The following is a 25,447-nucleotide window of genomic DNA, read 5'->3' as shown; positions in this document are numbered from 1 at the left end:
CCGGCATTGCCGGAAGTGGTGCTGACCTGCGGAAACGTCGAGTCGGCATTGCCGGATCCGGCATTGCCGGATCCGGCAATGCCGGAAGTGGTGCTGACCTGCATAGATCGATCGTTTGCACCTTTTTGGGCGATGTCACTTCCGGCATTGCCAGATCCGGCATTGCCGGAAGTGGTGCTGACCTGCGGAAACGCAGTGAAAACGGCGTTGTCGGGGTGCTTCGGCGCGTCGGGGTTCCAGGACGGCCAGTCGTAGAACTCGTAGGCGACCCGGGTCCGCCGGCCGTCCGCTCCCCGCTCGTCGATCCGGCGGATGTAGCCCTTCGCCTGGAGGCGGACGAACGACTCGTAAACCGCGTCGCGGCCAACCAGCCGGGACCCGTTACCCGAGACCACGCCCAGCTCACGCAGACGCTCCAGGACCGTCAGCGGCGTCACGCGCAGCGGTCCCGCATCGGGGCCCTGCCGGGTCTGCTCGGCCAGCATGAACATCAGATGGATGACGACCTTGGTGTCCAGCGGGACCACCAGGGCGTAGGGGCCGAACTCCATGTGCGCGTGCACCTGGACACCCGCCACCGGACCCCGGTAGGAGATGGTCCCCTGCTCGTTGATCTGCTGCGCGGTCACAGTTCACCGCCATGCGTGAACGGCGTGACGCTTCGGCCGAGGAAGACATCGCGGGCCGCGGCCGGGGGCCGGCGGCGAGGGTAGTGCGGGCGGTGCATAACGGGTCTATCTCCCCTTGTATGGGGAGCCGTGACCAGCGGGTGTGACCTGACAGAGGACCCAGATGGTGGCGTTCCGTGAGGCGGGACGCTTAAGCTGGGTAAAGGTGGCCACGCGGACCGCGAGGTCCACGGGTATCACCCCGGCGAGGTCACCTCACCGGACACGACTCGGGAGTGTAGGAGCTCGGGCGAGTCGACTTGGAAGTCGCTCCCTCTGCCAGGAGGGAGCGACTTTGTCGTTAGCGGGTGAAGGCGCTGCTTTTCAGTAGCGATTCTGGATGACGCATAACGCTTGAGGCGCGCTGGCCGAGCCAGCCGGACAGGCGATGAGGTGGAGCTTCAGTGCGTACGTGCTTGAAGCCCTCCCCTATGTAGAACTTCTGCAGCTTCGTGTTGGTCCGCCAGCAGTCCAACCGGATCCAAGGTTTCCCTTGCTGCCGGGCCTGACTGCCGACCCAATCCAGAAGCTGGCCACCGAGATTTCTTCCTCGTGCGGACCGAGCTGTGATGAGCTTCGCAACGTACAGCGCGTTCTCTGGCTGATCGTTGGCAGTCCAGAAGTCTCGGTCGGGCGGAGCGAGAGTCACCGTCGCGATGGCGTCTTCTCGATCCTCGACGACCCATGTTCGGCCAGCCGCTATGTCGGTCTGCCACTTCTTCAGGGCCGGCGTGCGGGTCGCTGGGTTGCGCCACTGGTCAACTCCTGCGCTAGCGAGCCATTGCTCAGCTTCGATACGCAGAGCCATGAGGGCGTCCGCATCGGCAGGGCTGGCGAGACGAATCATCATCCGGTGACATCCATTTCGTAGACAAGGACATGACGGTCTCCAGGCGCGATGGTCCGCATCACGCGCACCGGGGCATGCTCGCCATAGCCGATCCGAACGTGCTGGGCCACGGGGGTACCGGGTGGAAGGCGCAACTGCTCGGACTCTTCGGGGGTGGGCATCCGAATGCTGATCTCATCTCGGACGTGCTGCTGAGGATGGCCGATTGCCTTGAGGATGCCTCCAGGTACAGCCACGTCTCCCTCTTCCTCCAGGAGCGTCCCAGACGCGATTGACCCCGGGAACCAACTGGTGCTCAGCTGAAACGGGCGATCGTCGACCGTGCGTAGGCGTGTGCGGGTAACCACTGACTCGCCCTGCCTGATTTGGAGCCACTCGGCGACCTCGGCGGATGCGGCATCGGTGCTCACCGTGACCTGCTGGGCAGGAACTCGTCCGGCCATCTTGATGGCAGCAGACCAGTCGTCCATAGACCTTGAATCGCGTCGCTGTCCGCGCTCGAAGCGGGTCAGGTTCCACGTGATTGGCCTATCGGCCCTGACTCGACGACGTCCGCCCTGCTCACCCACAACGAGGCCCTCGACCTTGAGTAGATCGATGCCGGCGCTCACCGTTTTGGCTGTCACGCCGTACCCAGCTGAGAGCTCACGGCTGGTGGGCAAGGCTGAGCCGGGGGGCAGCTGGCCAGTGCGGATCTGCTCCCGCAGGTCATCCGCGATTGCTCTCGCCGTTGTCCGGCGCTCAGGGTTCGGCGTCATGCGGAGCACAGTACCCCCTACCGCGATTTAGGTACACAACTAGGTCCTCTTGAGTGTCGAATCCTCAACTTCCGTACCTAACTATTGACCTGACGGTCCCTAAGTCGTGTACCGTCATGCCTGTCGACGAAAGTTGTGTACCAAAGTCGACGAAGTTGCCCATGCCTCTGGCATGCGTAGCGCACAGACCGACCCATCGTCGGCGGGCCACGCCAGGAGCGAGCCCAGAGACGAGAGCAGGCGGAACCGCCCGGACCCGACCGCGAGAGCGGGAGGTAAGGAAGCGGCTGTTGTTTGAGAACTCCACAGTGCATCCATCACCGCAGTACCGGCCGTGACCACACCGGCCGGAGGGGGTGGAGACCCGTCGCGAGGCGCCATTACCGCTGGTGGTGGCAGTCCACGCGCAGACCGCCGGGCGCAGCGTCAGCTGTGACCAGGAAGCAGTAAACGGCCAGGTGTTCATTACCGGCGGTCAATGCGGAGGGTGGGCACCCTCGCGACGCTAAAGAACGACGCGGCCAACCTTTACCGCCATACCCGTCCGGACGGATCTCCTGGACGGCTCGCGGTCCGCGTCCCTACGAGATCCGGCGCCCGGAGCTGGGAAACCGAGTGCCGCGCCACCACCCACCTTGTAGCCCTGCGCTACCCGTGGCCGCCGTAACCGCTCCTCGTGTGCGGGAACGGCGACACGCGGGGGGCCAGCAGGGCCCCAACGCGACGAACCCCCCGGGCTTAGGCCCCCGGGGGGTTCGTCTTCGCAGATCACCCTCCACAGAAGGGCAACATGCGCATGAAGCTGCCGTTTGCACGACGCGCAACCGTCGACGCGTTACGTACCCAACTCGCCCGCGCCGAGCAGGAGGTTGTCGCCCAGGCCGCGAGCGTCGAGGCGAAGGACGGCGAGGTGAAGCGCCTGACCGACGAACTGAATCTCGCTCGCCTCGCTCGGAAGGCGTCGATGGCCGCGTACGAGATCGCCGACTCCCGGGCAGGGCGTGCCGAGGAGAAGGTCGTCGAGCTGGAGACCCGCCTTCGGACTGTCCAGGAGCGGCCGGATGCGGTTGAGACCAGCGTGGACGGGCCCGGGGCGGAGGACAGGGACTACGCCTTCACCTTTCTCAACCTTGTGCTTCCGCGGTTCGCCGACGTCATTGCGCAAAACGGCGGTGTCCTCCCGGATGACAACTACGAGGCTCTGTCGATCTACGTGAACGGTGCTTCGCGGTACGGCCTCAGCGATGCAGAGGTTGAGGAGCTCCGAGTCCGGCACGGCCTTCCCGCGCCGATCTTCCAGAGGGCGAGGGACTTCGCGCCTCGCGCTCTTCCCGCCGGCGCTGCCTGACCCAGCTACCGCATGAACGACCACGGTCCGGGCCACCCCGACGAACTCGGGGTGGCCGGGGCCGTGGCTGCTCGTACGAACAGCCACGGGGCCAGCAGGGCCCCAACGCGACGAACCCCCAGGGAGGCAACCCCGGGGGTCCGTCTTCGCAGCTCACCCTCCGCTGAAGGGGATCTACGCATGCACAGGATGACATCCACTCAGGCCCGCCACACCCGCCGGGCCGTACTCCAGGCCGCAGTCGACGCCGGCGCCCGCTGCACCAACATGGACCCCGAGCTGTGGTTCCGGGCCGACGACGAGTCGGACGCCGACTGGCAGACCCGCCGCACCACCGCACAACGCATCTGTGCCGGATGCCCGGTCCGCGCCGCCTGCGAGGAGCTCGCGCTCCGCAACGGCGACGGCGAACCGGACGCCGACGACCTGGTCCGCGCCGGATACACCGGCCCCGAGCTCGCCGCCGTCCGCGACCACCAGACCGACCGCCTCGCCCTGGCCGTCGACGCCGACCGCGACACCGAGGGCCGCCAGCTCGACACGCTTGCCACCGAGCTCCACGACGAACTCGCCTCCAACCCGGACCGGAAGGAAGCGGGGCAGCGGCTTTCTTCCGATCGAGCCCAGGCCGCACAGAACAACCGGCTCCGCGTCCTCGCCGACCAGATTCGGCAGATCCGTACCGCCCGCCGCGCTCGGGCCGGTTGGGGGGTGGCGGCATGACCACCACCATCCTCGACCCCCGCGCCGGGGTCGCCGACGAGATCGGCCGCGAGGACGACCACAGCGGACACAACGGCAGCGGCTACGAACGCGACGAGACCGACCAGTACCACCGACTCGTCCGCCAGCTGGTGACCGACGGCGACCACCGCGCCCGGTCCGCCGGCCGCCGTGCCCGCCGCACGCTCGCCGAGATGGCCCCGGCTACACCCGACAGCCGGTACTTCTCCTCACCCGCCCGCTCCCCATGCGGGCGGGCGACGACCCGTGTCCCCTGTGCGGCCGCTGGAGCTGCAACGGCACCAACTGCCCGCCCAGCATCGCGCCCAGCATCGCGCCCGGCCCTCGCGGCCTCGGCGGATCGGGGGTAGTCCGGTGAATTGCAGCCCCTGCAGCGGGACCGGCCAGCGCATGGTCACGGTCAACCACATCGGCGCGGACGGCACCCCCTACCAGAGCGTTGAGATGCAGACCTGCACCGCCTGCGGCGGGACCGGCCAGAAGCAGGGCTGAGCCCTGCACCTGCACATACGCGCCGCCCGGACCGCACAGCACCACGCGGTCCGGGCCATCACCTCACGCGGTCTGACACACCCGATCACCCTCGCGCTCCTCGCGGCCGCCGCCACAGCGGCCGCGAGGGCGTGGGACGCCGGCCACCCCGTCGTCGACACCCACCCCGCACTCACAACCAACGCCTGCGCAGACGCTGGCCCCCGACCCCGTGAGGAGACAGCCCGATGACACTCACGCTCGATGACTTCCGCGACCGACACGGCGACCCCGCCACCTGGTGCGCCGCCGAGATCGACAGCTACACCGTGCTCGGCGACATCAACCCGCCCGTCCCGCCGCTCTACAGCTACGCGGAGATGCAGACCATCGCCGCCGACCACGAGCAGTCCTCCGCATGCCAGCAGACGGTCGCGGACCGGCTGACCGCCAAGGGCCACCCCGTGGCGGCCGGGATCTGGCGCCGCGGTGCGCAGGCATCCCGTGAATACGCGGCAGCCGCCCGCTGCGGCTACCCGTATTACGAGGCATTCCTCAACGGCTGGTGACAGCGGTCTGCAGGTTGCCTGATCCGCGAAATGCCCCTGGCCGCAAGGCGAAGGGCGTTTCGCGGTGACGGGGAGCCGGACAGCCCGGTCCACGTCGAAGGGAGCCCGTCATGGGCCTGTTCCACACCAACACCGAGATCAGCCGAGGCCACTTCAGTCGCGCCACTGGCACGCACCTTGCCACTGTCAAGGCCGAGACCAAGCAGGAGGCGGCGGACATGATCGAGCACCACCTGCAGGAGCAGGGCTGGGAGACGGGCCGAACCACTGTGCAGCCGGGACGCTGACCGCCGGTCTGACGGTTGCCTGATCCGCCCGCACCGGCCGCCGTGGTACGGCGGCCGGGACGGGCGGTGAAGGGGAGCCGGACAGTCCGGGACCGGTTCGCATCCGGTCCGGGGCACGGTCGCCGACAGTCAGCAGCCCCAGGGACGTAGAGATCCCCGGGGCTGTCCAACAACTGGACCTGCGGAAGAAGCCCCAGATGATCGCCAGTTTGACAGATTCCACCCCCGAGATCCTGCCCGAGGACGGGCCGGCCTTCGATGTCCCGGACGTCCAGATCTATGGCACCGCCTACAAGGTGAGCGTCCAGATCGATTGCCGGGGCGCCGTACTTGTCGCCTACACCAAGGACGACCGCGGAAAGGTCGGACGGTCACACATCCGACTGGATCCAGCAGCGATTGATTACGTGATCCGTCGCCTTACCCAGCTCGCCGCCTGAAGGAGGACGCATGAACATGAAGCAGTTCAAGAGCAAGAGCAAGGAGTGGCTGAGCTTGTCCCCGCGCGGGATCGTGCTCGCTGTCCTGGGGGCGGTCACGCTGGGCGTGGCCGTCCTGAGTGTGAACGTGTCCTACGACATCCTTGAGCCCCGCTTCGGCGGGTGGGCCGTGCCGACCGTGGGCGCGCTGGACGCTCTGTGGGTGGTGTTCCAGGCCACGGAGATCCTGGCCGGTAACAACCGCCGCCGGGCCTGGCGGGTGCAGTGGGCCGGGCTGGCCCTCACAATCGTCAACGCGGCCATCCCGACGGCCGACCTGATCCTGTCCCGGTCCCAGCCGGGCATCGACCTGGCCGTGATCCTCACGCCGATCGCGATCGTCTTCACCAAGCTCGCCTGGTGGATCGCCCTCCCGTCGCTCGGCCGAAAGGTGTCGGCCGAGACCCGGCAGTCCCTGGAGTCCAAGCGGCAGACGGTAGCGGACCAGTTGGAAACGATGGAGGCGGAGGCCGCGCACCGCATCGAGCTCCTGGAGCTGGCCACCGCCCTGGAGAAGAAGGTGGCCAAGGCCGAGACCGCCTACCGCAAGGGCGTCCTCAAGGCACAGGAGACGATGACCAAGGAGCTGCACGGCCAGGCCGAAACCACCGAGAAGACGGTCGCCGAGAAGCCCCTGCCGACGTCCGTGGCGGCGATCGGTCTGCCGGAGCTCGGACAGTGGGAGGCGGCGGCCCCGGCACTGCCCGGCACACCCGGCGGCGACCGGCACGGTCTCGGCACGCAGGTCAGCGCGCTGCCGACCGGATCCGGCACACCCACCGGCACGCCGGGTGTGCCGCCGTTCGGCACACCGGCACACCCCACGGCGCCCGCCGTCACGCTCGCCGATCTCGCGGCCGTGGCGGGTGTGCCGGTGCCCGAGCCCGGCCAGCCGCTCGCCGACGAGCAGCTGGACGTGGTCCTGCGGCACCTGCGCTACGCGGACGACCCGCCCAAGTCCTACCGGCAGGCCCGCGACGCGTTCCGCCGCGCCGGTTTCGTCGGCAGCGAGCAGCGCGTGCGCATTGCCTTCGGCGCCTTGCTGGTGCAGGAGGGCGGCGGCGAGACCGCCGAGAGCGACGAGGCCGATGAGGCCGAGGACACGAACGTCTGATCTGTCCGGCACCACCAGTGAGGGCCAGCCCGCGGATGCGGGCTGGCCCTTGCTGCGACTGCCGGAACCACGCAGTCGAGCAGCGCAACGGCGAGTAACCCGGTGAGCGAGAGCGAGAAGGAGCTCGCAGACCCGGAGAGCAGACCCGTAAAGCGCTGCGACCTCAAGGAAGTTCGGCGCGAGCAGTGCTCGCCAGCCCATGAGAACGGGGTGGGATATGGGCAAGAAACGCCAGGGCAAGCAGAACAGTCAGGATTCTTACGGGCAGTTGGCCGGTGCGATCGGCGGCCTGGTCATCGTCTTCGGCGTTCTGGCCGCCATCAAGGACAAGTTGGGCCTGTCGTGGCCGGCCACCGTGCTCCTCACCGCAGGGGCATTGGTCGCGCTCGGCTATCTGGCCTGGCGGCTCCGCACGGCCGTCGCTCGCCTGCTGGCAGGCGAAACGAACGATGTCGTGGCCCTGAAGCAGGATGCGCCCGGCACCGCGCTGGAAGCGGCGCAGGCGGCACTGGAGGGCCCACAGGGTGCTGTTCACGCGGCATTGACTGCGGCGCTGAGCAGGGCCGGGGCCATCGGCAAAGACGAGGTAGTCCTGGAGGACGACGTCACCATCGAGCAGCTGCCCGTCGGCACCGTTTACGAATTCCTGGTGCCCGCGAGCCGCACGTCCGAGGACATCGCCACCCGGCTCGGACCGATCGCCTCGATGTTCGGCGTCACCCGGCTTCACCTGAAGCTGGAGACCAGCCGCCGCAGCGAGCGCCAGGTGCGCCTGCTGGTGCTGAACGAACCACCGTTCAGCACCCTGTTTCCCGCTCCGACCCGGCAGGAGATCGCCGCGTTCGCGGGCGTTCCGATCGGCCACGACATCACCGGCCGGCTCGCCGGGGTCCCGACGTTCGACAAGGCGTCGCTGCTGATTGGCGGCATGACCCAGATGGGCAAGACGACGCTGGTCAACGGGGTCATCACCTGCCTGCTGATCGCGTACGGCGATTTCGACCTGTACCTGCTCGACGGGAAACTGTGCGGGCTGACCAAGTTCGAGAAAATCGCCGTCCGTTACGAAGCGTCCGATGACCCTGCTGTTCTGGAAAGCATGCTCGATGAGCTGAATTCCCGAGTGGGTCGCCGCTACCAGGAAATGCAGGACGCCATTCGTAACCGGCAGCCTGCGCCCGTTTTCAAACCGGTGTTCTTCATCATCGATGAGGCCGCCGACTTCTACACCGACAACGGGAGCAAGGAATCACAGGAGACGGTGCGCCGCAATGAGGATAAGTCGCGGTCGCTGGTCGCCAAGAGTCTCGAATCCGGGATTGTCACGGTGATGCTGACGCAGCGCCCGGCAAATGATGCGATTCCTGTAAAGGTTCGGGATCAGTTCCTTTACCGGATGTGCCTGTATGTGGCTTCGAAGGGTGGAGCGAAAGTCGCCCTCGGAGACTCGTACTTCGAAACCGTCGCTCCGATTCACCCTTCACTCCTCGATTCGGGGGTCAAGGGTCAGGCGGTTCTTTTCGCGAACGGCTCGTCCACCCTGATTCGAGGCTTCCATTTCCCGGATGAGTTCATCTGGGGAGTGGTCGACGACGTGTATGCCCGGCGGCAGAAAAAGATGGAAGCGGCGCCGGTAACCCCGCTGAAAAAGGCAATCGACCTGATGCGGGACAACGGGGTGGACTTCATGCCGACCCCCGATCTGGCCACGTCGCTCGGAATCACGGAAACCGACCCAACGGAGCGCGGGAAGCGCTTGAAGGCGCTTCTCGGCGTTCCGGCGGACAGGGGCCCGAAGGGCGCACGCGGGTATCGGCTGGCCGATCTCACCGCAGCCGCTATGTCCGGTTCGTGACCGCCACCCGGCACCGCCAGGACACCGCCCAGCCACCGCCACCGCACCGCCACCCAGCTCATCGGGTGGCGGTGCGGTGGCGGTGCGGTGGCGGTGGCCCGGCGGTCACCCGTGACGGTCCTGACCTGCGCAAACACCGAGAACACCTAGGAAGGAAGGAAAAGGCTCTTGAGGAGCTCTACAGCCGTCACCATCGGCGTGGGCGCCACCGCGGCCGTGCTCGTGGCCGGCCTCGTCCAGGCCGCCAGCGAGGACCCCGTCATAGGGCAGGCGCTCAGCCTGTCCGTGCCCGCCAAATACAGGGGCCTGGTCGAGGCGGCGGGGAAGACCTGCTCCGAGGTCAGCCCGAACCTGCTGGCCGCGCTCCTCACCCAGGAATCCGGCTTCAATCCGAAAGCAGAGTCACCGGTCGGCGCGCAGGGCATTGCACAGTTCATGCCGTCCACATGGGAATCCACCGGAATCGACGGCAACTCAGACGGAAAGCGTGACGTGTGGGATCCGGAAGACGCGATCCCCTCAGCAGGCAAGCACCTGTGCGCGATCGCCAAGGAAGTCAAAGGCGTTCCCGGCAACAAACAGGACAACATGCTCGCTGCCTACAACGCCGGAAGCGGCGCCGTCATCAAAGCCGGGGGCGTCCCTGACAACGGCGAAACACCGAACTACGTCCAGTCCATCAACGCACTCGCTGATGTTCCGGACGGCGGGAAAATGACGACCACCGACCGTGCCGCCACCGCTATCAACGCGGCGAGCGACGAACTCGGAATGCCGTACTCATGGGGCGGAGGAAATGCAAACGGCGCCAGTACCGGGATCTGCTGCTCCCCTAACGGGAGTTCTGGAGAGAGCATCAAGGGCTTCGACTGCTCCGGGCTCACGCTCTACGCCTACGCGAAGGCCGGAATCACCCTGCCCCGCACGGCAGCACAGCAATACGCCGCCTCAGAACCGGTAAAGCCCGGACAGAAACGTCCCGGAGACCTCGTCTTCTACGGGAGCAGCCCCGCGAATATTCACCACGTCGCGATCTACGTCGGAAGCGGCTACATGATCGAGGCCCCCCGGCCCGGCACCAAAGTCCGCTTCTCCCCCATCGACTCAATGCCCGACCTATATGCGGTCGCACGCCCCGTACCCCACTCGAACAAGGAGATCTGACCCATGAACAACAAGTTCATCACCCTCGCCAAGCCCGTCGACATGTCTGGCGGCTTCAAGGACTTCTTCGACACCATCGGCCTCACCGGAGCCGGGCTGGTCACCAAAGGCATCGCCGCCGTGATCGCCGTCATCGCGATCCACATGATGCTCCGGCTGTCGAACGAGCCCAAGGAAGCCCTGCGGAAGGGGTCGATGGCGGTCGGCACGCTGTTCGTCGCCGTCATCCTCGCGCTCTACGGCGACACCCTGTTCTCGACCGTCACCAACGCGAAGGCCTGAGCATGCCCGACAACGATCCATGCCGCCTGCTCAAAGAGCCCGCCAAGAGCTACTGCGAAGGCGACGGGGGCAGCGGAAACGGCTTCTCCGACACTGGTGGTGACGGGATCACCGACGGCGCCTCCGACCACGTCAAAGACCTCGCCGAAGTCCTGATCGAAACGCTCGAGGGACTGCTCGCCCCCGAGAAGGCGTGGGCGCCGGAGACCAGCGACACCTGGGTGTACCAGCAGTTCCTCTGGCTCGGACAGCACCTGGCCATCGCGATCCTGATCTGCGTGATCGTCATCTGCGCCCTGACCGCCTGGCAGGGCGCGCCCCGCCTCAAGCAACTGGGCGCATCCACGGGATGGACGCTGGCCGCGATCGCGGGCATGGCGTCCGTTCCGGGGATCGTGATGGTGCTCAACGCGGCCGTGAGTTCTGCGTTCACGGTCGCGTTCGACAGTGACCAGTCGACCCTTTTCAAGGCCATCACCGAGGATCTGGATGACGGGGCGGATGCGGGGAATCCCCTGGCGATCCTGATCATCATCTCCGCGCTGGTCGTCGCGTTGGCGTTCGCGGCGCTGGTGTTCATGACCCGCCAGCTCGGGATCCTCGCGTTCGTGCTCATGGCGCCCCTGGTCCTGGCCTCTATGGCTCGCGGGGGCGACACGTCCGCGGTCCGTGCGTGGGCGATGCGCCTGCTGGGGCTGATGTTCGCCCCGTTCGCGCTGCTGCTGGTCAGCCCGTTCGTCAAGATGGTCGAGGGCTCGCTCGTGATGGACGCGGTGCTCCTGGTCGCGGCGGACGCCCTGATGCTGCGGATGATCTTCCACGGGATCCCGTACTTCGGTTCCAGGATCGCAGGAGCCGCACGCGGCTTCGTGGAGAGCCGGACGCCCAGTCCGCTTGCGCGGGCGGTTGTCCGGGCCGGGGCCCCGGACTTCTACGAGCAGGAGAACAACCCGCGGATGCCGCGCACCGTGGACACCCCGGGCCGGGCCGCGCACCAGGACCGCGGCGTCCTGTTCGCCGCCTACGGGCTCAAGCAGCAGCAGCGGTCCTCGCGGCTGACCACCCAGTCCGCCATCGACAAGGCCCAGCGGGAAGCGCCGCGCAATCAGCAACTCATCGAGGCCCGCAGAGCGGCGCGGGCTGCTGCCGTAACCACCCCCGGCCCCCGGACGCAGGCTCCGGCAGCTCCGGCGCCGGGGCCGGCCCCGGTCCGGCCGCCCAATCCGTAAAGAGCCAGCCGCCCCTGGCCCCGGCGTACGACCTCCCGCCCGACACGGCGCGGAGCGTACGCCGGGGCCAGGGCCCTATCCGGCCCTATCCGGCCCTGCCTGGCCCAGACTTCAAGGAAGAGGAACCCGTGTACTCCCTGACTCCCGGCTATCGCATCCCCGCCCTGCAACGCGGCCTGAGCCCCGCAGAGACTCTGTTGACGAAGATCAATGCCGGGGCAGGGAGCGCCGTCCTGATGTCGGCGCTGCTCGCCCCACCGCCCGCCTGGACGTTCGGCGCGGTGGGCGCAGCTGCCGCGCTGCTCAACCTTGCGCCGGGGCCACGCTCGATCGCCCGGTGGGCGGCCGTCGGCTGCCGGCACCTGTGCGAGCGCACCGCGCCCGCCGGCCTAGTGCCCGGGACCGGAGCGACCACGACGTGGGCGCTGTATCCCGGGCACGGCACCATGCAGGACGCGCAGCAGCGCGCCGCGTTCCATGAGGCGTTCTCGCGCGCCCTGACGTTCGCCGGCGGGCAGGCCCGCGCCGCCGGGATCCAGGTCCACGTCACCCACCACGCCACGGTCGGCGACTACACCGCCCACACCCAGACGATCTCCGTCCACGTCCCCAAAGGACTCGTCGGCTACCCCACACGGGTCATCGACACCCTCGAGGGCGAGTTCGCCACCATGGGCGAGCTGACACCGGTAGACCCGGAGCCCATTCCCGCCGTTGTCGAGCGCGGCCCGGGCTGGGTCGCGCTCGACAACGGCGGGTACGCGGCGACCGCACGCATCACCGGATGGCCGGATGAAAGCGACGGCGACCTCATGCCCAAGCTGCTGCTCGGCCACGACGCCGACCGCTCCCTCGCAGTCCTGTACCGGCCGCTGCCGGCGGCGCAGTCACGCCGCTCGGCGAAGTGGCAGGGGGCGGCGGCCGAAGCATTCACCACCGACAAGATCAAAGCCGACGCACACAGCATGGCCAGCGGCGCCACGCACGGCGCACTCGTCCAGGGCGCGGCCCTGGTCGACATCGACGCGTATCTGACCGTGTGGGGCGACAGCCCCGAGAGCGTCACCGAAGCCCGCTGGCAGACCGCACTGACCGCCGACCGCCACCGCATCCGCCTCGACTGGCTCCCGGGCCAGCAGCACCGGGCCCACGTGATGACCACCGCTCACGGAGCCTCCACCAGGAAAGGGGCGATCCTCTGATGATCCGCCTGCCCTCCAGCCACGCCGCGATCACCGCGCCGCTCGTCGCCTCCAGCACCCGCTTCCCCGGAATCCCGATCGGCAAGTCCCTGCTGGACGGACGCCCCTTCCACCTCTCCCCCGTCCTTGCTGAGACCGCTCTCTTGCCGTCGACCAACTCGCTCGCGCTGGGCGGTCTCGGGTCGGGCAAGTCGACCACCGGCAAGATCCGGATCCGCCGCGAAATCCTCCACCACGACCACCAGGCCGTCGTCATCGACTCCTTCGGAGAGGACAACCAAGGCGAGTGGGGAGCCCTCGCCCACTCACTGGGAGGCCAGGTCATCGAGGCCGGCTCCTTCACCCTGAACCCCTGCAGCGACCTGCTCCCGCCCGAAGTACGCGAGCAGCTGATCCGCTCCCTGATCGCCGCCGCCGAGCCCGGCGCACTCACCTACCAGTCCACCCACGCCCTCCAGCACGCACTCAATCACCCCAAAGCAACCCACCTCAACGGCCTGGTCGACGCCCTGGCACGCCCCGAGGACGGCAGGTGGCCGGCCGCGAAACTCGCCGAATGGGGCGAGGGCGTAGCGATCGCACTGTCCCGCTACACCGACGGCAGCTTGCGCGGCCTCTTCGACGGCCAGGACGCGACCCTGCCGCCCACCGACCTGCCCATCCTCACCTTCGATTTCTCCCGCCTGGACCGCAACAGCCCCGCGATCCCCTCGCTGATGGCCGCGGTCTCGTGCTGGGCAGAACATGTGTGGCTGCGCCAGTCGACCGCCGTCCATCGGCACCTGGTGCTCGAAGAGGCGTGGCAGATCCTGCTGTCCCCCGCTACGAGCGAGCTGATCCAGCGGCTGCTCAAGAACAGCCGCAAGGCCGGCTTGTCCTTGGACGTGGTGATGCACACGCTGTCCGACCTCGGCGACGGCAAGGCGCAGGACCTGGCCCGGCTGTGCGAGGTCGCCCACGTCGGGCGCCTCAACCCGGAGGAGGCCGCCGTCGTCGGCACGGTGCTCGGCCTGCCTGCCTGGGCGGTCGCGGAGATCCCGCGCCTGGCCCCGGGCCAGGCCGTGTGGAAGGTCGGCCCCCACTACGTCGACATCATCGAAACCGTCCGCAGCGAGGAGGAGGCCTGCCTCACCGACACGTCCTCCCGACGTCGCCAAGCACAGGAAGCCCTGGGCGAGCCGGACGCAGAGGACGACCTTGGAGAGGACGACCCCGCGCCGCTGACGCTGCTGAAGGAGGAAGAGGCAGCGAGCGGCTACGACGACCAGGACCAGAGCCTGCCCGTGCCAGCCGAGCAGGAAGGTGACTGGGACTGGGACATGCCTCCCAATCTCATCGACGCCCGACACTACGAGGTCGTCCAGACCGCGCGGGAAGGCCGATGCAACGAGGCGTCCGAGCTGGCCGCGCTCGGTGAGCGCCAGGACATCACTGCCCATGGCATCAACTCCGATCAGGCCGTGGCGTGGCTCTCCACCCGGGCCAAGATCGCCGACTTGTGCGGGACACCAGAGACGGCGCAGCAGCTGCGTGCGACCGTCGCCCACATGGGCAAGAAGGTCGAGTGGTGGACCGACGAAAGTACGTCATCCCAAGTCCGCACCAGCCCACCTGTGCAGAATCTCCGGCACGGAGATGAAGCTACGCGCTACGGTCAATCGCATGGGTGACAAGGTCAATTGGTGGACCAACACAGCTGCCGGCACTCCACAGGTAGCGCACCACGTACCCAGCCCGCCGGTACCCGCTCCGAATCCAGGCGACGGACAGCCCGCACCACCACATCGCGGTACCTGGCTCTACATCGCTGTGGCCGTCGTCCTCATCACCGCCATCGCCGTCGTATGGCAGAGCCCCACGGACGACCAGCGTCGGGAGCGCCAGGCGAAAGCTGCTGCGTACAAAGGCCGGTCCGGCGCGGCACTCGATATCGACAGCGTCGATGCCGATGTCGTCGCCCACTGGACCGCGAAAAGAGATCACGTTGTCCTTGAGCTGAGGTCATACTTCGACGAAGACGCCAAGTACCTGCGCCTTGAGGCGTCTGGGAAGAGCGTCACCAGTAGGCGGGAAGACAACTGGTACCCGGAGACCCCCGAGATCAGGCTCCCGGTCAAGGACCCCCTTGCCGATGTGACGGTCCAAATCGCGATCGGTGGGAAGACCTGGAAGGAGGGCTCCCGAGGAACCGTTCGCACGATCCGGTTGGCCCCCACGGGAGTCGCCTACGACGCAGAGACCGGTCAGAAGCTGCCCTCAGATCTCTGACGCCTCTCGAAACCCGAGTACCACCAGAAGGTCGGACCCCGTCAGTCGGGGCCGGCCTTTTTTGTGTCCGGTTGCTCTGCCTGGTTCTCGCCCGCCAACGCGGTGGGCGAGGACCGGGCAGGCCGACCGGCCTGTGCTCAACCACCGCGCCCGCCACCCCGACCCAGGGACGGCGGGCGCACCCGTACACACCCAGCCACTGCCCCCGTTCACGATCAGGAGAACCCGCATGAGCACGCCGACCTTCTACCCGGAGATGCCCGAGCACAGCCTGGTGGTCCTCATCGGCCCCAGCGGGGCCGGGAAGTCCACCCTCGCGAGCACCTGGCCCGCCTCGCAGGTGCTGTCCCTGGACGCGCTGCGCGAGGTCGTCAGCGACGACGCGGGCGACCAGGACGCGACCGGCGACGCCGTCGCCGCCCTGCACCTGCTCCTGGAGGCGAGGATGCGCCGACGTCTGTTCACCGTCGTCGACGCCACCAACGTCACCAGGTCCGCCAGGGAACCGCTGCTCGCCGCCGCCAAGCGGCACAACATGCTCCCCATCGCGGTCATGGTCCCCACCCCCGGCAGCGTCTGCATCGAGCGACAAGGACCGAGGCCGGCCAACCGCACCGTGCCGGAGGAGGTGGTTCTCCAGCAGCGCAAGGACATGGTCGACTCGCACCGCACCCTCAAGTCCGAGGGGTTCTCCGAGATCGTCTTCTCCGACAGCCTCTGCCGGCTCCTGCCGTACCTGGAGCGCCTGAGCCAGAAGCGCACCGCCGACCTCGGACTGGACGACGGCGACGGCCTGGGCGACCTGCTGCTTGTGCGGCGGACCTTCGGCGAGGAGATCCTGCCGCTGTGGCGCTGGAGGGACGGCTCCGGCCTTGCCGACGGCGACCGCGTCGCCGAGGTCCGCCTCGGCCGGCAGCAGCTCACCCTCGCCCTGCGTACCGACGTGGACGGCGAGGGCGACATCGGGTTCGACGTGCTGGTGCCCTGCCCGCCCCAAAAGGCATCCTCGAAAGATGCCAATCTCTAGAAATGTATCCTTTGAAGATGCATTATTGGTGTGCGGGGCCGCCCGGCCCCGCCCTCTCCGAGCAAGGAGTTCACCTTGAGTACCTCCCAGACCTTCACCGCTGAAGCAGTCGGCGCCGTCTGGGCCGACGTCACCAGCCACGTCGGCGCGGTCAACGTCACCATCGACCCGACGCTGAAGAACGCGGTCGTCACGGTGAGCACGGGCGACGACGAGGGCCCCCTCGCCGACGCCGTCCGCGGCGCCACGAAGAAGGAGAGCACCTACCAGAACCTCAACTGCCTCACAGTCCGCGTCCCCGAGGTCCAGGGCAACACGATGACGATGGGCAACTCCACCTTCAGCTTCAACGGCGGCAACATGGTGGTCCGCCAGAACTTCGGCGTCGTCCGCGGCTCCGTGACCGGCATGACCATCGCAGACGGCGACATCACCATCGGCGGCCGCAAGGTCGTCTCGGACGGGGTGGTCGTCGCGGAGCAGGGCACCGTCGTCAGCGGCGGCGGCACGGGAACCATCACCGTCGACGTCCGGCTGCCCAGCGACCAGTCCTCGGTTCGCCTGGAGACCACCAGCGCCGACCTCACCGTCCACGGCGACCTCCAGGTCCTGGACGTCCACTCGGTCTCCGGCGACATCGAAGCCCGTGGCGTGCACACCCTGCGCAGCAACACCACCAGCGGCGACCTCGAGGTGGAACGGGTCGACGCCCGCGTCGACGTCAACACAGTCTCCGGCGACATCGAGATCGGCGCGTACAACGGCACCGAGTTCCGCGCCAGCACCGTCAGCGGTGACATCGACGTCAGCGCGACCCCGGCCGCCGCCGGTGTGATCGACGCCAACACGGTCTCCGGCGACGTCACCACGCGCGGCACCAGCCACCTGCGCGAGCGCGTGGGCACCGTCTCCGGCAAGCACCGCAGCCGGTGACGCCCCGGGGCGGCCGCCTCTGGCGACCAACCTTCACCGGCCGCCCCGGGCCTCCCAACCCGCTCCACCAAGAGCAGGGGGGCAGACACATCGTCCCTCAACTCCCCACTGGAGCCAGCCATGACCCCGCGCCCCGACGACCAGGCCCGCACCGAGCTGCGCGACCTGGTCGCCCAGGCCAGCAAGCGCCGCGAGCAAGAGCACGAGCGCATCGAGACCGAGTTCTGGCAGGAGATTGACCGCCTGCAGAAGCGGTACCACGGCGCGCAGCAGGACATCGCCGACGCCTTGGACGTCAAGCGCAACCAGATCCTGCGGCAGACCAAGCGTTACCGGACTGCCGACCAGGACCCCGGCGCCGTCGACGACTGAACGGCCACCGCCGCTCCGGCCCGGACCAGCCGGGCCGGAGCGGCCCACCGTCTCCGCAGCCGCTGCGGCCTGACGGGCTTCCCCGTCGCCCGGCCTGCCCAACCTCTTCGACCCCAGGAGCACTTCCGTGTCCGTCACCATCAACGCGCACCAGCTCGGCCGTCTCATCGCCCGGACCGCCGACCACATCGACGACGACCTGACCCCCGCTCTGCACGGCATCCGCCTGGACGCCGACATCGAGTACCTGTACACGGTCGCGACCGACCGGTTCACCATCGCCGCCGCCCGCTACCGCCACCACGAGCCGGACAGCGAAAACACCGCCCCGTTCGCATGCACGATCCCCGCCACCGCCCTGCCCGCCCTGCGCGAATGGACCAACACCGTGCCCGGCCACGACCCCGTCACCGTGACCCCGGCCGACGACCGTCTCCGGTTCACCGCCCCCACAGGCGAACTCGCCATCACCATCGACCCCGACGCCGACTTCATCGACTGGCGCGGCCTGCTGCGCGGCATCATCGAGCAGACCCCGACCACCGACGCGCCGGTGTTCCCGGCACTCCGCACCCGGCTGCAGGCCCGGTGGCAGAGCGCCGACACCGTGGTCCGCGTCCACGCCACCGGCGACCGGCAGCCGCTGCTCGTGACCGGGGAGGACTTCCTCGGCGCCCAGATGCCCACCCGGGCACGCCGCGACGGGTTCAGCACCGACACCGACACCCTGGCCACCCTCGACGACGTCCGCACGGCCTGGCACGACGCCCTGTCCACCGGCCCCGCCACCACCCCGCAGGCCGCTCTTTCCGCCCCGCCGCAGTCGCCCTACGAGGCGTCCAAGACTGTCGGGCAAGTCGCCGAGGACCTCCTCAAGCAGGTCCTGTCCTCCACACAGCGCCTGGTCGCGGCGGACACCGGCGAGGCGATGGCCGCGCACGCCACCGCAGGGGCCACGGCCTGGGCCGCCTACCGCTACCTCGACGCCCTCCACACCGCCGACCCACTCCTCGCAGACGCCGTGGTCGCCGAGACCGCCGAGCAGCTCGACGACGGCGCGATCAGCGAATGGGCCTGGGACGCCGCCGCGGCCGCGGGCCACGACCCGCAGAAGTGGCAGACCGAGCTTGAGGAACGGCCGGCCAAGCGCGCCGCCGAGCCCACCCAGGCCTGACGCTGTCACTGCCCGTCCCGGCCTGGGACGAGCCGCCCCCTGAACGACCCGACCCCGGCCGTGTGGCCGGGGCCGGGCCTCGGGCGGCCTCGCCGTGACCACCGGCCTCAACCGCCGCGCGAAGCGCCGCCCACCCCGAACCCGTACAGCACGCGCCCGCTTCGCGGGCCTGCCAGAGCCCCGGGGCCGCCCCAGGCTCGTGAAGAAGGAGTCGTCATGGCCAACCTCCGCGCGAACACCCCGCCCAGGGGCGAGTGCCGACAGTGCTGGCACCACGCCTACGCCAGCCGCGAGGCCCACGCCGGACTCGGACCCCGTCAGGACTGCCCGCAGTGCGTGGACCACATGGTCCACGGACACCCCGACCACATGATCGTCAGGTGATGGCGGTGACGCGGGCCATGAGTCGTCTGCTGGCCGCAGTGAAGCGGGCGAGGTGGGGCGCACCGGACACGGTGTACTCGCCGCTGGCCCCGGTGGACCACGTGGCCGCGCTCCCGGCCCCGAAGCCGGTCCGCCCGGCGCCGGCACGGAAGTCGCGGTCGACCAAGCCTCGCCCGCTGGCGGCGTACGAGCTGGCCGGCCGGGAGCCGTGCTGGCGGTGCGGCGAACCCCCGGTGGAAGGCACGCACGCCTGGGACGACCGCGGCGACTTCCAACTGCTGTCCAACCACACCTTCAAATGCGCGAACGGGCACGGCTGGACGCACAGCACGGACGGCGGCTGACGCGTCGGCCGCCACCATCCGTACCACCGGAAGGATCTACTGCCCACCGTCGACCAGCTGCGCGCCGAGGGATTCGGCACGGTGCACTTGGAGATTCCCGCCACGGCCGGCGCCCCGCGGTGAGCCGGGCACCTTGAGCCCGAGCACGACGGCGACATTGCCGCACTTCACGACCCCGCCGTACTCGCATACGGCTCCACTTCCGCCCTCACCGGCACGCCGAAGGAGACCCGCCCATGACCATGTCCGCAACCGCGAAGGCGTACTACGCCGCCCACACCCAGGCCCTGCGCGAGCACGGCGCCATGAACGCCGCCCGGCTCTGGCCGCGCCAGGCGCTCCTCTACACGACCGTCAACGACGCCCACTTCCTGCCGTTCCCGTCCCGGACACCCGTCCGGTCCGTGGCCCCGGCCATCCGCACCGCCCTCAAAAAGCACCTGGTACACGAATACGAGACCACCGCCCGCGACGGCTCCCCGCTGCGCATCGTCTACATCCGCCACGCCCCCGGCACCTGGTCCGGCGGCGAGGACGTCATCGACGTCTACGAGGTCCCCACCGAGGACCCGACCGCGCTGTAAGTAGCCAGCCAAGCCCACCTGCACGACCATGAAGCGGCCCCCGTCCCGGACAATTCCGGGACGGGGGCCGCTTTTTTTGTTCTGTCTCAGATGCGGCTGGTCAGGATGTCGAGCATCGCTTCCAGGTCGGCATGAGCCATGTTGGCTGTGCACAAGTCCGCCACAGCCTGCGGGTTAGTCCACTCCACCATGACCGCCGGCGGCACAGCCGCAGAAGAGGTGGAGTCGTTCCGGGGCTCGGGGATGCCACTGACTGGCCCGCCCTCAGTGGTTACCGCGGTATCCACCGGCTGCCCGGTGGAAGCATTCGGCTGAGGAGCGGCTCCGCCCCCGGGAGTGGTTACCGCGGTAACCACCGGCTGCCCGGTGGAAGCATTCGGCTGAGGAGCGGCTCCGCCCCCGGGAGTGGTTACCGCGGTAACCACTGGCTGTCCGGTGGAAGCATTCGGCTGAGGAGTGACTCCGCCCCCGGGAGTGGTTACCGCGGTAACCACTCGCTCCTCAGAGCCCGACTGCTTCAGCTGCCGTCGCTGCTCGCGCTGCTCAGCCTGCTCCTTCTTGCGCTGCTCAGCAGCATCCTGTTCGGCACGCCATGTGGAGACCTGGTCCGCAGCCGGCACACGGGCCAGCCGCCGGGCATCCCGAACGGCCAAGTCCCCAGCGCGCAGCATGCTCTGCATCTCAGGGGTGAGTTTGAGTAGCGCCCGCCGCTGGGACACCCAGCCATGAGTCCAGCCCCGGGCTTTCGCGGCTTCACGCGTACTGGGGTACTCCGCGACGACTGCCTCGACCGCCCTGGCCTCTTCGATGATGTCGAAGTCCTGGCGGCCGATGTTCTCCTCAACGGCCGCCCCGAGCAGCTCACCACGGGACACCGCGACCGTTTCATCGTGAACGATGAGGAGCTCTGTACGCCCGTACTTGTGTGCGGCGGCCAGCCGCCGGCAACCGTTGACGACAACATATAGCGCATTGCCGACGCGCTCGGCGTCCTCGGGCCACAGTGCGAGGTAGCCCTTGGCAGTGACGACCAGGCACGGCTGCAGCTGCCGCTTGGCGATGGACTTGAGGTCTTCGAGGTCCCCGAGATCTTCGCGCGGGTTGCGTGGGTTGGCGGCCAGCAGAGCAAGGGATACGCCCGCAGAGGTACCAGCGGCGACCGCGACCGGCTTGTCGTCGATGGTCGCCAGATTTACACGGCGCCCCATCTCACACCCTCCCCTTCGCGGTGGACTGCGTCCGGGCCTGCCTGGGCAGCGGACGACCACCGATCCCCAACTCCATAGCCAGGCGGAAGAAGTCTTCCCGGGCCTCCAGAGCGATGCGTCCCCTGGGGTACTGGGTGCAGACCAATCCCTCAGCCGCCGCGCGGGTGTGAATTTTGTAGTGCCGGACGACCGTCCGCAGACGCGGCCAGTCGTTGTTGTCGACGTACTCCTGGGTCTGCTCCAGGTCCACCGTGCCGTCCCGCGGGTCCCAGTCAGCGATCAAGATCCGGTACGGGATGCCCTTCGGCTCCAAAACCTGCTCGATAGTCCGCTTGGTCGGGGGATACGCCATCGCCTCCGGCGGCAAGGGCACAACCACTTCGTCAGTGGAATCGAGCGTGGCCGAAAGGATCTTCTCGTCCTCGATGTTGCCAGGGGAGTCCACAAAGACGTACTCGTACTGCTCCAGCATCTTCAGCCGGCTCAAGTCCTCCGGCTTGTCGTGACACTGGTGGAAATCAAAGGGGAGCTGCTCTTCGTCCACCCGGTCCGACCACCAGACCGCAGAGGCTTGCGGGTCAGTGGACACGACCAAGACCTGGCTCTGTCCCGAGCGGTTACCGAGCGACTGACCAGCGATTGCAGCGAGGTTGACCGTGTTGGTGGTCTTCCCTACGCCGCCCTTCTGGTTCACGAACGCGATCACGCGTGCCATGTTGAACTCCTCGGGCCCGTCCATTTCCCGGACTCTCCGGTACTCCGGGCCACGGGTAACTATCTCAGACCGGATAAATACCAAGCCCCTGTCATATGTGGCGCGTCGCTTCCTTCCGTATGGGCATGGGCGGTGCGTCGACGGCTGACAGCCAGTTGAGAGCAGCGCCCGGAGGGCCCGTGAGGCCAATTGCTGACCCAACCCCGAAGTTGCAGTTAGAGCCTCCGTTCCGTGCGCCCAAAAGAGGAGCAGTCAGTGCCCAGCGAGAAGCAAGGCGGCGTTCTGTCCGTGCTGGTGGCAGCGGCCGCCTGCTACATCGGCTACATCCATCCGAGCGCGGTGCCAGCACTCACCCTCGCGACCGCGGTGTGGGTGGGGATGTGCATGTACATGAAGGAGTAACCCCGCGAAGGGCGGGTTGCGGTCTTCACCGAGCACATCAACTCGTCCCCGAGGAGGACGTCGACAGAAGAGGGACCAGTCACCAAGACCGGTCCTTCTTCTTGTCCATCGACGAAGTTCTGCGCCTCCACCAGCCAGATGAAGCGGACGCAGCTCGGCGGCCGGGCTTCCAGGTTGGGCGGCGCTTCTTGGCGATGGCACCGGGCGCGGGTGTAGCGCAGACCCCTGCGGCGCCGCGAGGATGGGCAGGACATGGGCGTGGTGTTGCCGTGGGGCCGGCCTATGCCGTGATCTGGGTCCGGTCCGGACCACGACGGAAATCCACCCCGGCTACGAGGACATCGCCTGATGGAGAACTTCTTTTCGCGGGTCGGGCGGGTCTGGCCGGCGGGACGCCGGGATCTGCACTGGCACATCCTGCCGACCCCGGCCGAGGCCAGCGCCCTTGCCGCGCCGTACAAGGGACTTGCTGCCCCGCGGGGGCTGGCAAGCGTGCCGGTAGATGGGATGCACTGCACGCTCCTGCACGCTGTGGGACTGGGCATCGACGACGTCGATACGGACGCGCTTCTCAAAGAGGTCGCGAGCCGCATGGGGTCGGTGCAGCCGTTCGCGTTGACGTTCGACCGGCCGGCCGTGGGCGCGGTCGCCGTGGAGATCAGCGGATGGCCGGGCCGTCAGTTCAACGGGATCGTGGACGCCGTCACCCAGGCGACGGCCCGCAGCACGGACGCAGCCTTCAGGCACGCACCAAGCCGATACCCCCACATGTCCCTTGCCTACACATCGGACGGCGCCGAGGACGTCGACGCGGTCACCCTGCGGGCAGCGCTGGCAGACATCGAGCAGCCGCTGTCCGGGACCGTGTTCGCGGACCGGATCCACCTCGTCGAGCAGTGGCACGACGGCGCGCACATCATGTGGGATCCGATCGCCGAGGTGCTCCTCGCGGGCCGCCCCGCCGACTGAGGTCAGGGGGTGCTGCCGCGCTGAAGCGCGGCCTGGCGCAGAACATCGATCAACGGCAGCACGTCGTCCTCGGCTGCCCCGCCGATGGCGACGAGATAGCCCAGGAGAGAGCGGGCGATGATCGCGGCCTGCTGCGGCGCGCCGACCGCCGCGAGGGACTTGAGGGTCTCGCTGAGCACGATGGACACCTGCACGGTCGGATCAGCGTTCAGCTTCTCCGTCGCGGCCGCGAGCTCGTCCGCGGGCATACCGTCGTGGATCCCGAACCGGGCGGGCAGCATCGCCTGCATGATGAGATCGCCAAGGCCCGCGACCAGGACCGGCGTCGGCTGCTCGCCGGGCTCGTGCCGCAGGAGCGCGGCCATGGCCACCTCGTCCTCGCGCCACACGGCTTCGAGGTAGCCGCAGGCACGCAGGATGCTGTCCGGTGTCATCGCGTCGGCCACTACCGGCGCCCCTGCCCGTTCGTCAGCCTCACAGCAGCCACCCTCCCCATACTCGCCTGCAGACCTGACCTCACCTTAGTGAGACGGCTGCCGGCCCAGTCGAACCGGTTGCTGAGCGAGCGGGTGAGCGGAGGGAACATCATGGTGCCGGTCGCCGGATGTCGGCATACACACGCGCCCGCACCCCTGCCACCCCGGGTTCGCTGCGCACGGGCGTGATGCCGGAGGTGGCCCACCACTGCTCCAGCGCGGCCATGACGGCGTGGGCGGTGTCCTCGTCGGCGGCGGTGATGTCGAGGACCACGAGGCCGGGTTCGTCGATGTGCTGGGCGTCGATCTTCATGCTGAATCTGACGCGGCTGTCGTCCGGCCGGGTTCGCCGACGCCATGCACGCCATCCGTACGAGCGAGGCGAGGCCTCGCCCGGCGGGCGGCGGTTGACGGGCGCCACCTGCCCTACGCCCGATGTCGGGGAAGGAGCGCCGTCGCAGACATCGGCTGAGACCGTCCGGGGTCAGGGGACGTCGCCGGCCCAGTGCCATCGTCCGGGGCTGTCGGGGCGGGCTTCGTAGTCGGCGCGTCCGCCGGCCCCGTACGCGCCGTCATTCGTGATCAGCATGGCCCCGGTGGCCCGTTCCTCGGGCGTCCAGTGAGTGACATCGACGAGCTGGCCGTCCAGGGCGCCGCCGACGAGCTCGACATACTCCCGGCCGGGCTGCTCGTAGGGGTCGGGGTCGTCGTGGTCGGATCCGTACACCCGTCGCTGGGGAAGTGCAGTCATGTGGTCAGGCTGGCACCGGCCGCCCCGCGACGTCATCCGTTTGAGCGGACTGCCCAAGAGCCTGGCGCCGCCGAGCGGCCCGTAGAGCGCGCGTAGCGTGACGGCTCCACGTCACGCTTCTCCCCAGAGGAGCCCGGATCCCCATCGGATCCCGGGCCCCTCTCGCGTTCGGCACCCCAGCCGTCTACCAGCGCATCCCGAGTTGATCGAGGTCCGCACGGCGGTGCTCGGTGAGCTTGGCGGCGCGTTTGCGGACGTTGTCGAGCCACGTTCCGAGCTTGACCTCCACAACCCCGTCAGCGCCGTTCTGACGGCCTGACAGGTCCGTCTCGGCCTCCAGGTGCTCGATGTGCTTGCGGGGCACTCGCAGGTGTCCTTCACGGGCGTGGAACTGGCGGGCGGCAGCGAGGTTCCGACGTCCCGGCACCGCTGCTGGTCGCCTTTGTGATGGTGGGTGAGTTCGGGGGAGTGGAGCTTTTGAGGGTGCGTGAGGCGGGTCAGGTGGTGCGTGCTGATTCCCAATCTCATCTGGGGTCAGGTTTTGACGCACTGTCTGGGTGGGCATGGTGGAGGAGAGTTCCGGGTTTGTCGGCCCGTTCCTCACGGTCCGTCACCTCTCGTTCCGCCCGAGGCCGCCCCTCCACCTAGCCAGCCGCCCGCGTAGCGGGCCCTGAGCAGCCACGGAGTGGATGCTCACGTGGTCGGCGCGGAGCTCCGACCACGACCAAGGGTCACGGAGTGACCCGGCAACCCGGGCCGCAGGCCCGATACCGCGCGGAGCGCGGTGCCTGCTTTTCCGCCGCGTAGTGGCGGCGCGTCG

Annotated in this window: 31 protein-coding genes and 2 pseudogenes; 23 read left to right on the top strand and 10 right to left on the bottom strand. The window is 68.4% G+C overall.

What is annotated here, in order from left to right:
* The 3 genes and pseudogenes from ACWCQ6_RS29415 to ACWCQ6_RS29405 all read right to left on the bottom strand — a co-directional run.
* A pseudogene (locus tag ACWCQ6_RS29415) lies at positions 1-629 on the bottom strand (hypothetical protein); the annotation flags it as partial.
* 340 nt (positions 630-969) lie between these two features.
* Positions 970-1,518, bottom strand: a complete 549-nt coding sequence (locus ACWCQ6_RS29410; RefSeq protein WP_451094294.1) for a GNAT family N-acetyltransferase — start codon at positions 1,516-1,518, stop codon at positions 970-972.
* Positions 1,515-2,276 carry a GntR family transcriptional regulator gene (locus ACWCQ6_RS29405; protein WP_451094292.1) on the bottom strand — a complete coding sequence of 254 codons (762 nt, stop codon included), beginning with the start codon at positions 2,274-2,276 and terminating at the stop codon, positions 1,515-1,517. The genes ACWCQ6_RS29410 and ACWCQ6_RS29405 overlap by 4 nt, the downstream gene beginning before the upstream one ends.
* Positions 2,277-3,066: 790 nt before the next feature.
* Between ACWCQ6_RS29405 and ACWCQ6_RS29400 the strand changes: the two genes are divergently transcribed.
* The 20 genes and pseudogenes from ACWCQ6_RS29400 to ACWCQ6_RS29305 all read left to right on the top strand — a co-directional run bounded on the left by ACWCQ6_RS29400 (position 3,067) and on the right by ACWCQ6_RS29305 (position 19,522).
* Positions 3,067-3,624, top strand: coding sequence for a hypothetical protein (locus ACWCQ6_RS29400; RefSeq protein WP_451094290.1), 558 nt, complete (start codon positions 3,067-3,069; stop codon positions 3,622-3,624).
* Between the two features lie 189 nt (positions 3,625-3,813).
* Positions 3,814-4,347 carry a WhiB family transcriptional regulator gene (locus tag ACWCQ6_RS29395; RefSeq protein ID WP_451094288.1) on the top strand — a complete coding sequence of 178 codons (534 nt, stop codon included), beginning with the start codon at positions 3,814-3,816 and terminating at the stop codon, positions 4,345-4,347.
* Positions 4,344-4,718 carry a hypothetical protein gene (locus ACWCQ6_RS29390; RefSeq protein WP_451094286.1) on the top strand — a complete coding sequence of 125 codons (375 nt, stop codon included), beginning with the start codon at positions 4,344-4,346 and terminating at the stop codon, positions 4,716-4,718. The genes ACWCQ6_RS29395 and ACWCQ6_RS29390 overlap by 4 nt, the downstream gene beginning before the upstream one ends.
* Positions 4,719-5,087: 369 nt before the next feature.
* A complete protein-coding gene (locus ACWCQ6_RS29385; RefSeq protein ID WP_451094284.1) occupies positions 5,088-5,408 on the top strand; it encodes a hypothetical protein in 321 nt (106 codons plus the stop codon).
* Positions 5,409-5,518: 110 nt separating this feature from the next.
* Complete coding sequence (locus ACWCQ6_RS29380; protein WP_451094282.1) at positions 5,519-5,695, top strand: hypothetical protein; 177 nt, start codon at positions 5,519-5,521, stop codon at positions 5,693-5,695.
* A 197-nt stretch (positions 5,696-5,892) separates the two neighbouring features.
* Entirely contained in the window at positions 5,893-6,135 is a 243-nt protein-coding gene (locus ACWCQ6_RS29375) for a hypothetical protein (RefSeq protein ID WP_451094280.1), read from the top strand.
* Positions 6,136-6,145: 10 nt separating this feature from the next.
* The gene (locus ACWCQ6_RS29370; RefSeq protein ID WP_451094278.1) at positions 6,146-7,288 is read left to right on the top strand and encodes a hypothetical protein; all 1,143 of its coding nucleotides are present in this window, start codon (positions 6,146-6,148) and stop codon (positions 7,286-7,288) included.
* Between the two features lie 217 nt (positions 7,289-7,505).
* Positions 7,506-9,143, top strand: a complete 1,638-nt coding sequence (locus ACWCQ6_RS29365; protein WP_451094276.1) for an FtsK/SpoIIIE domain-containing protein — start codon at positions 7,506-7,508, stop codon at positions 9,141-9,143.
* A 168-nt stretch (positions 9,144-9,311) separates the two neighbouring features.
* A complete protein-coding gene (locus ACWCQ6_RS29360; RefSeq protein WP_451094274.1) occupies positions 9,312-10,307 on the top strand; it encodes a C40 family peptidase in 996 nt (331 codons plus the stop codon).
* Positions 10,308-10,310: 3 nt separating this feature from the next.
* On the top strand, positions 10,311-10,589 hold the full coding sequence (locus tag ACWCQ6_RS29355) for a hypothetical protein (protein ID WP_451094272.1): 279 nt from the start codon (positions 10,311-10,313) through the stop codon (positions 10,587-10,589).
* Between the two features lie 2 nt (positions 10,590-10,591).
* Entirely contained in the window at positions 10,592-11,818 is a 1,227-nt protein-coding gene (locus ACWCQ6_RS29350; protein WP_451094270.1) for a hypothetical protein, read from the top strand.
* 128 nt (positions 11,819-11,946) lie between these two features.
* Positions 11,947-13,020, top strand: a complete 1,074-nt coding sequence (locus ACWCQ6_RS29345) for a hypothetical protein (protein WP_451094268.1) — start codon at positions 11,947-11,949, stop codon at positions 13,018-13,020.
* A complete protein-coding gene (locus ACWCQ6_RS29340; RefSeq protein WP_451094266.1) occupies positions 13,020-14,690 on the top strand; it encodes a hypothetical protein in 1,671 nt (556 codons plus the stop codon). Before ACWCQ6_RS29345 ends, ACWCQ6_RS29340 begins: the two co-directional genes overlap by 1 nt.
* Positions 14,683-15,288 (top strand): hypothetical protein, encoded by a 606-nt coding sequence (locus ACWCQ6_RS29335; RefSeq protein ID WP_451094264.1) that lies wholly within the window; start codon positions 14,683-14,685, stop codon positions 15,286-15,288. Before ACWCQ6_RS29340 ends, ACWCQ6_RS29335 begins: the two co-directional genes overlap by 8 nt.
* Before the next feature lie 256 nt (positions 15,289-15,544).
* Positions 15,545-16,279, top strand: a pseudogene (locus ACWCQ6_RS29330) (AAA family ATPase); the annotation flags it as partial.
* A 111-nt stretch (positions 16,280-16,390) separates the two neighbouring features.
* Positions 16,391-17,248, top strand: coding sequence for a DUF4097 family beta strand repeat-containing protein (locus ACWCQ6_RS29325; protein ID WP_451094262.1), 858 nt, complete (start codon positions 16,391-16,393; stop codon positions 17,246-17,248).
* A 120-nt stretch (positions 17,249-17,368) separates the two neighbouring features.
* Entirely contained in the window at positions 17,369-17,620 is a 252-nt protein-coding gene (locus ACWCQ6_RS29320) for a hypothetical protein (RefSeq protein ID WP_451094260.1), read from the top strand.
* Positions 17,621-17,747: 127 nt separating this feature from the next.
* A complete protein-coding gene (locus ACWCQ6_RS29315; protein WP_451094258.1) occupies positions 17,748-18,794 on the top strand; it encodes a hypothetical protein in 1,047 nt (348 codons plus the stop codon).
* Between the two features lie 216 nt (positions 18,795-19,010).
* Positions 19,011-19,178 carry a pRL2-8 gene (locus ACWCQ6_RS29310; RefSeq protein WP_451094256.1) on the top strand — a complete coding sequence of 56 codons (168 nt, stop codon included), beginning with the start codon at positions 19,011-19,013 and terminating at the stop codon, positions 19,176-19,178.
* A gap of 17 nt (positions 19,179-19,195) precedes the next feature.
* Positions 19,196-19,522: a hypothetical protein gene (locus tag ACWCQ6_RS29305; RefSeq protein WP_451094254.1), complete on the top strand. Its 327-nt coding sequence runs from the start codon at positions 19,196-19,198 to the stop codon at positions 19,520-19,522.
* A gap of 36 nt (positions 19,523-19,558) precedes the next feature.
* Here the strand turns inward: ACWCQ6_RS29305 and ACWCQ6_RS29300 are convergent, their stop codons facing one another.
* Entirely contained in the window at positions 19,559-19,693 is a 135-nt protein-coding gene (locus ACWCQ6_RS29300; protein WP_451094252.1) for a hypothetical protein, read from the bottom strand.
* A 65-nt stretch (positions 19,694-19,758) separates the two neighbouring features.
* On the opposite strand from ACWCQ6_RS29300, the gene ACWCQ6_RS29295 reads away from it, so the two are divergent.
* Positions 19,759-20,106 carry a hypothetical protein gene (locus ACWCQ6_RS29295; RefSeq protein ID WP_451094250.1) on the top strand — a complete coding sequence of 116 codons (348 nt, stop codon included), beginning with the start codon at positions 19,759-19,761 and terminating at the stop codon, positions 20,104-20,106.
* A gap of 86 nt (positions 20,107-20,192) precedes the next feature.
* Here the strand turns inward: ACWCQ6_RS29295 and ACWCQ6_RS29290 are convergent, their stop codons facing one another.
* The gene (locus ACWCQ6_RS29290) at positions 20,193-21,314 is read right to left on the bottom strand and encodes a hypothetical protein (protein ID WP_451094248.1); all 1,122 of its coding nucleotides are present in this window, start codon (positions 21,312-21,314) and stop codon (positions 20,193-20,195) included.
* A gap of 1 nt (position 21,315) precedes the next feature.
* Positions 21,316-22,053, bottom strand: a complete 738-nt coding sequence (locus tag ACWCQ6_RS29285; protein WP_451094246.1) for an AAA family ATPase — start codon at positions 22,051-22,053, stop codon at positions 21,316-21,318.
* Between the two features lie 231 nt (positions 22,054-22,284).
* Here ACWCQ6_RS29285 and ACWCQ6_RS29280 point away from each other — a divergent pair, with 231 nt between their 5' ends.
* Positions 22,285-22,431, top strand: coding sequence for a hypothetical protein (locus ACWCQ6_RS29280; protein ID WP_451094244.1), 147 nt, complete (start codon positions 22,285-22,287; stop codon positions 22,429-22,431).
* A gap of 348 nt (positions 22,432-22,779) precedes the next feature.
* Positions 22,780-23,400, top strand: a complete 621-nt coding sequence (locus ACWCQ6_RS29275) for a 2'-5' RNA ligase family protein (RefSeq protein ID WP_451094242.1) — start codon at positions 22,780-22,782, stop codon at positions 23,398-23,400.
* A gap of 2 nt (positions 23,401-23,402) precedes the next feature.
* On the opposite strand, the gene ACWCQ6_RS29270 is transcribed toward ACWCQ6_RS29275, so the two are convergent.
* From ACWCQ6_RS29270 to ACWCQ6_RS29255, 4 genes are all read right to left on the bottom strand, one after another.
* On the bottom strand, positions 23,403-23,846 hold the full coding sequence (locus tag ACWCQ6_RS29270; RefSeq protein WP_451094240.1) for a hypothetical protein: 444 nt from the start codon (positions 23,844-23,846) through the stop codon (positions 23,403-23,405).
* Between the two features lie 139 nt (positions 23,847-23,985).
* The gene (locus tag ACWCQ6_RS29265; protein ID WP_451094238.1) at positions 23,986-24,189 is read right to left on the bottom strand and encodes a DUF6207 family protein; all 204 of its coding nucleotides are present in this window, start codon (positions 24,187-24,189) and stop codon (positions 23,986-23,988) included.
* Positions 24,190-24,360: 171 nt separating this feature from the next.
* The gene (locus ACWCQ6_RS29260; RefSeq protein ID WP_451094236.1) at positions 24,361-24,627 is read right to left on the bottom strand and encodes a hypothetical protein; all 267 of its coding nucleotides are present in this window, start codon (positions 24,625-24,627) and stop codon (positions 24,361-24,363) included.
* Between the two features lie 184 nt (positions 24,628-24,811).
* The gene (locus ACWCQ6_RS29255) at positions 24,812-25,192 is read right to left on the bottom strand and encodes a helicase associated domain-containing protein (RefSeq protein ID WP_451094234.1); all 381 of its coding nucleotides are present in this window, start codon (positions 25,190-25,192) and stop codon (positions 24,812-24,814) included.
* Between the last annotated feature and the right edge of the window lie 255 nt (positions 25,193-25,447).

This window comes from Streptomyces sp. NPDC001880, assembly GCF_053594575.1.
This window is presented reverse-complemented; position numbering and strand designations above follow the sequence as displayed.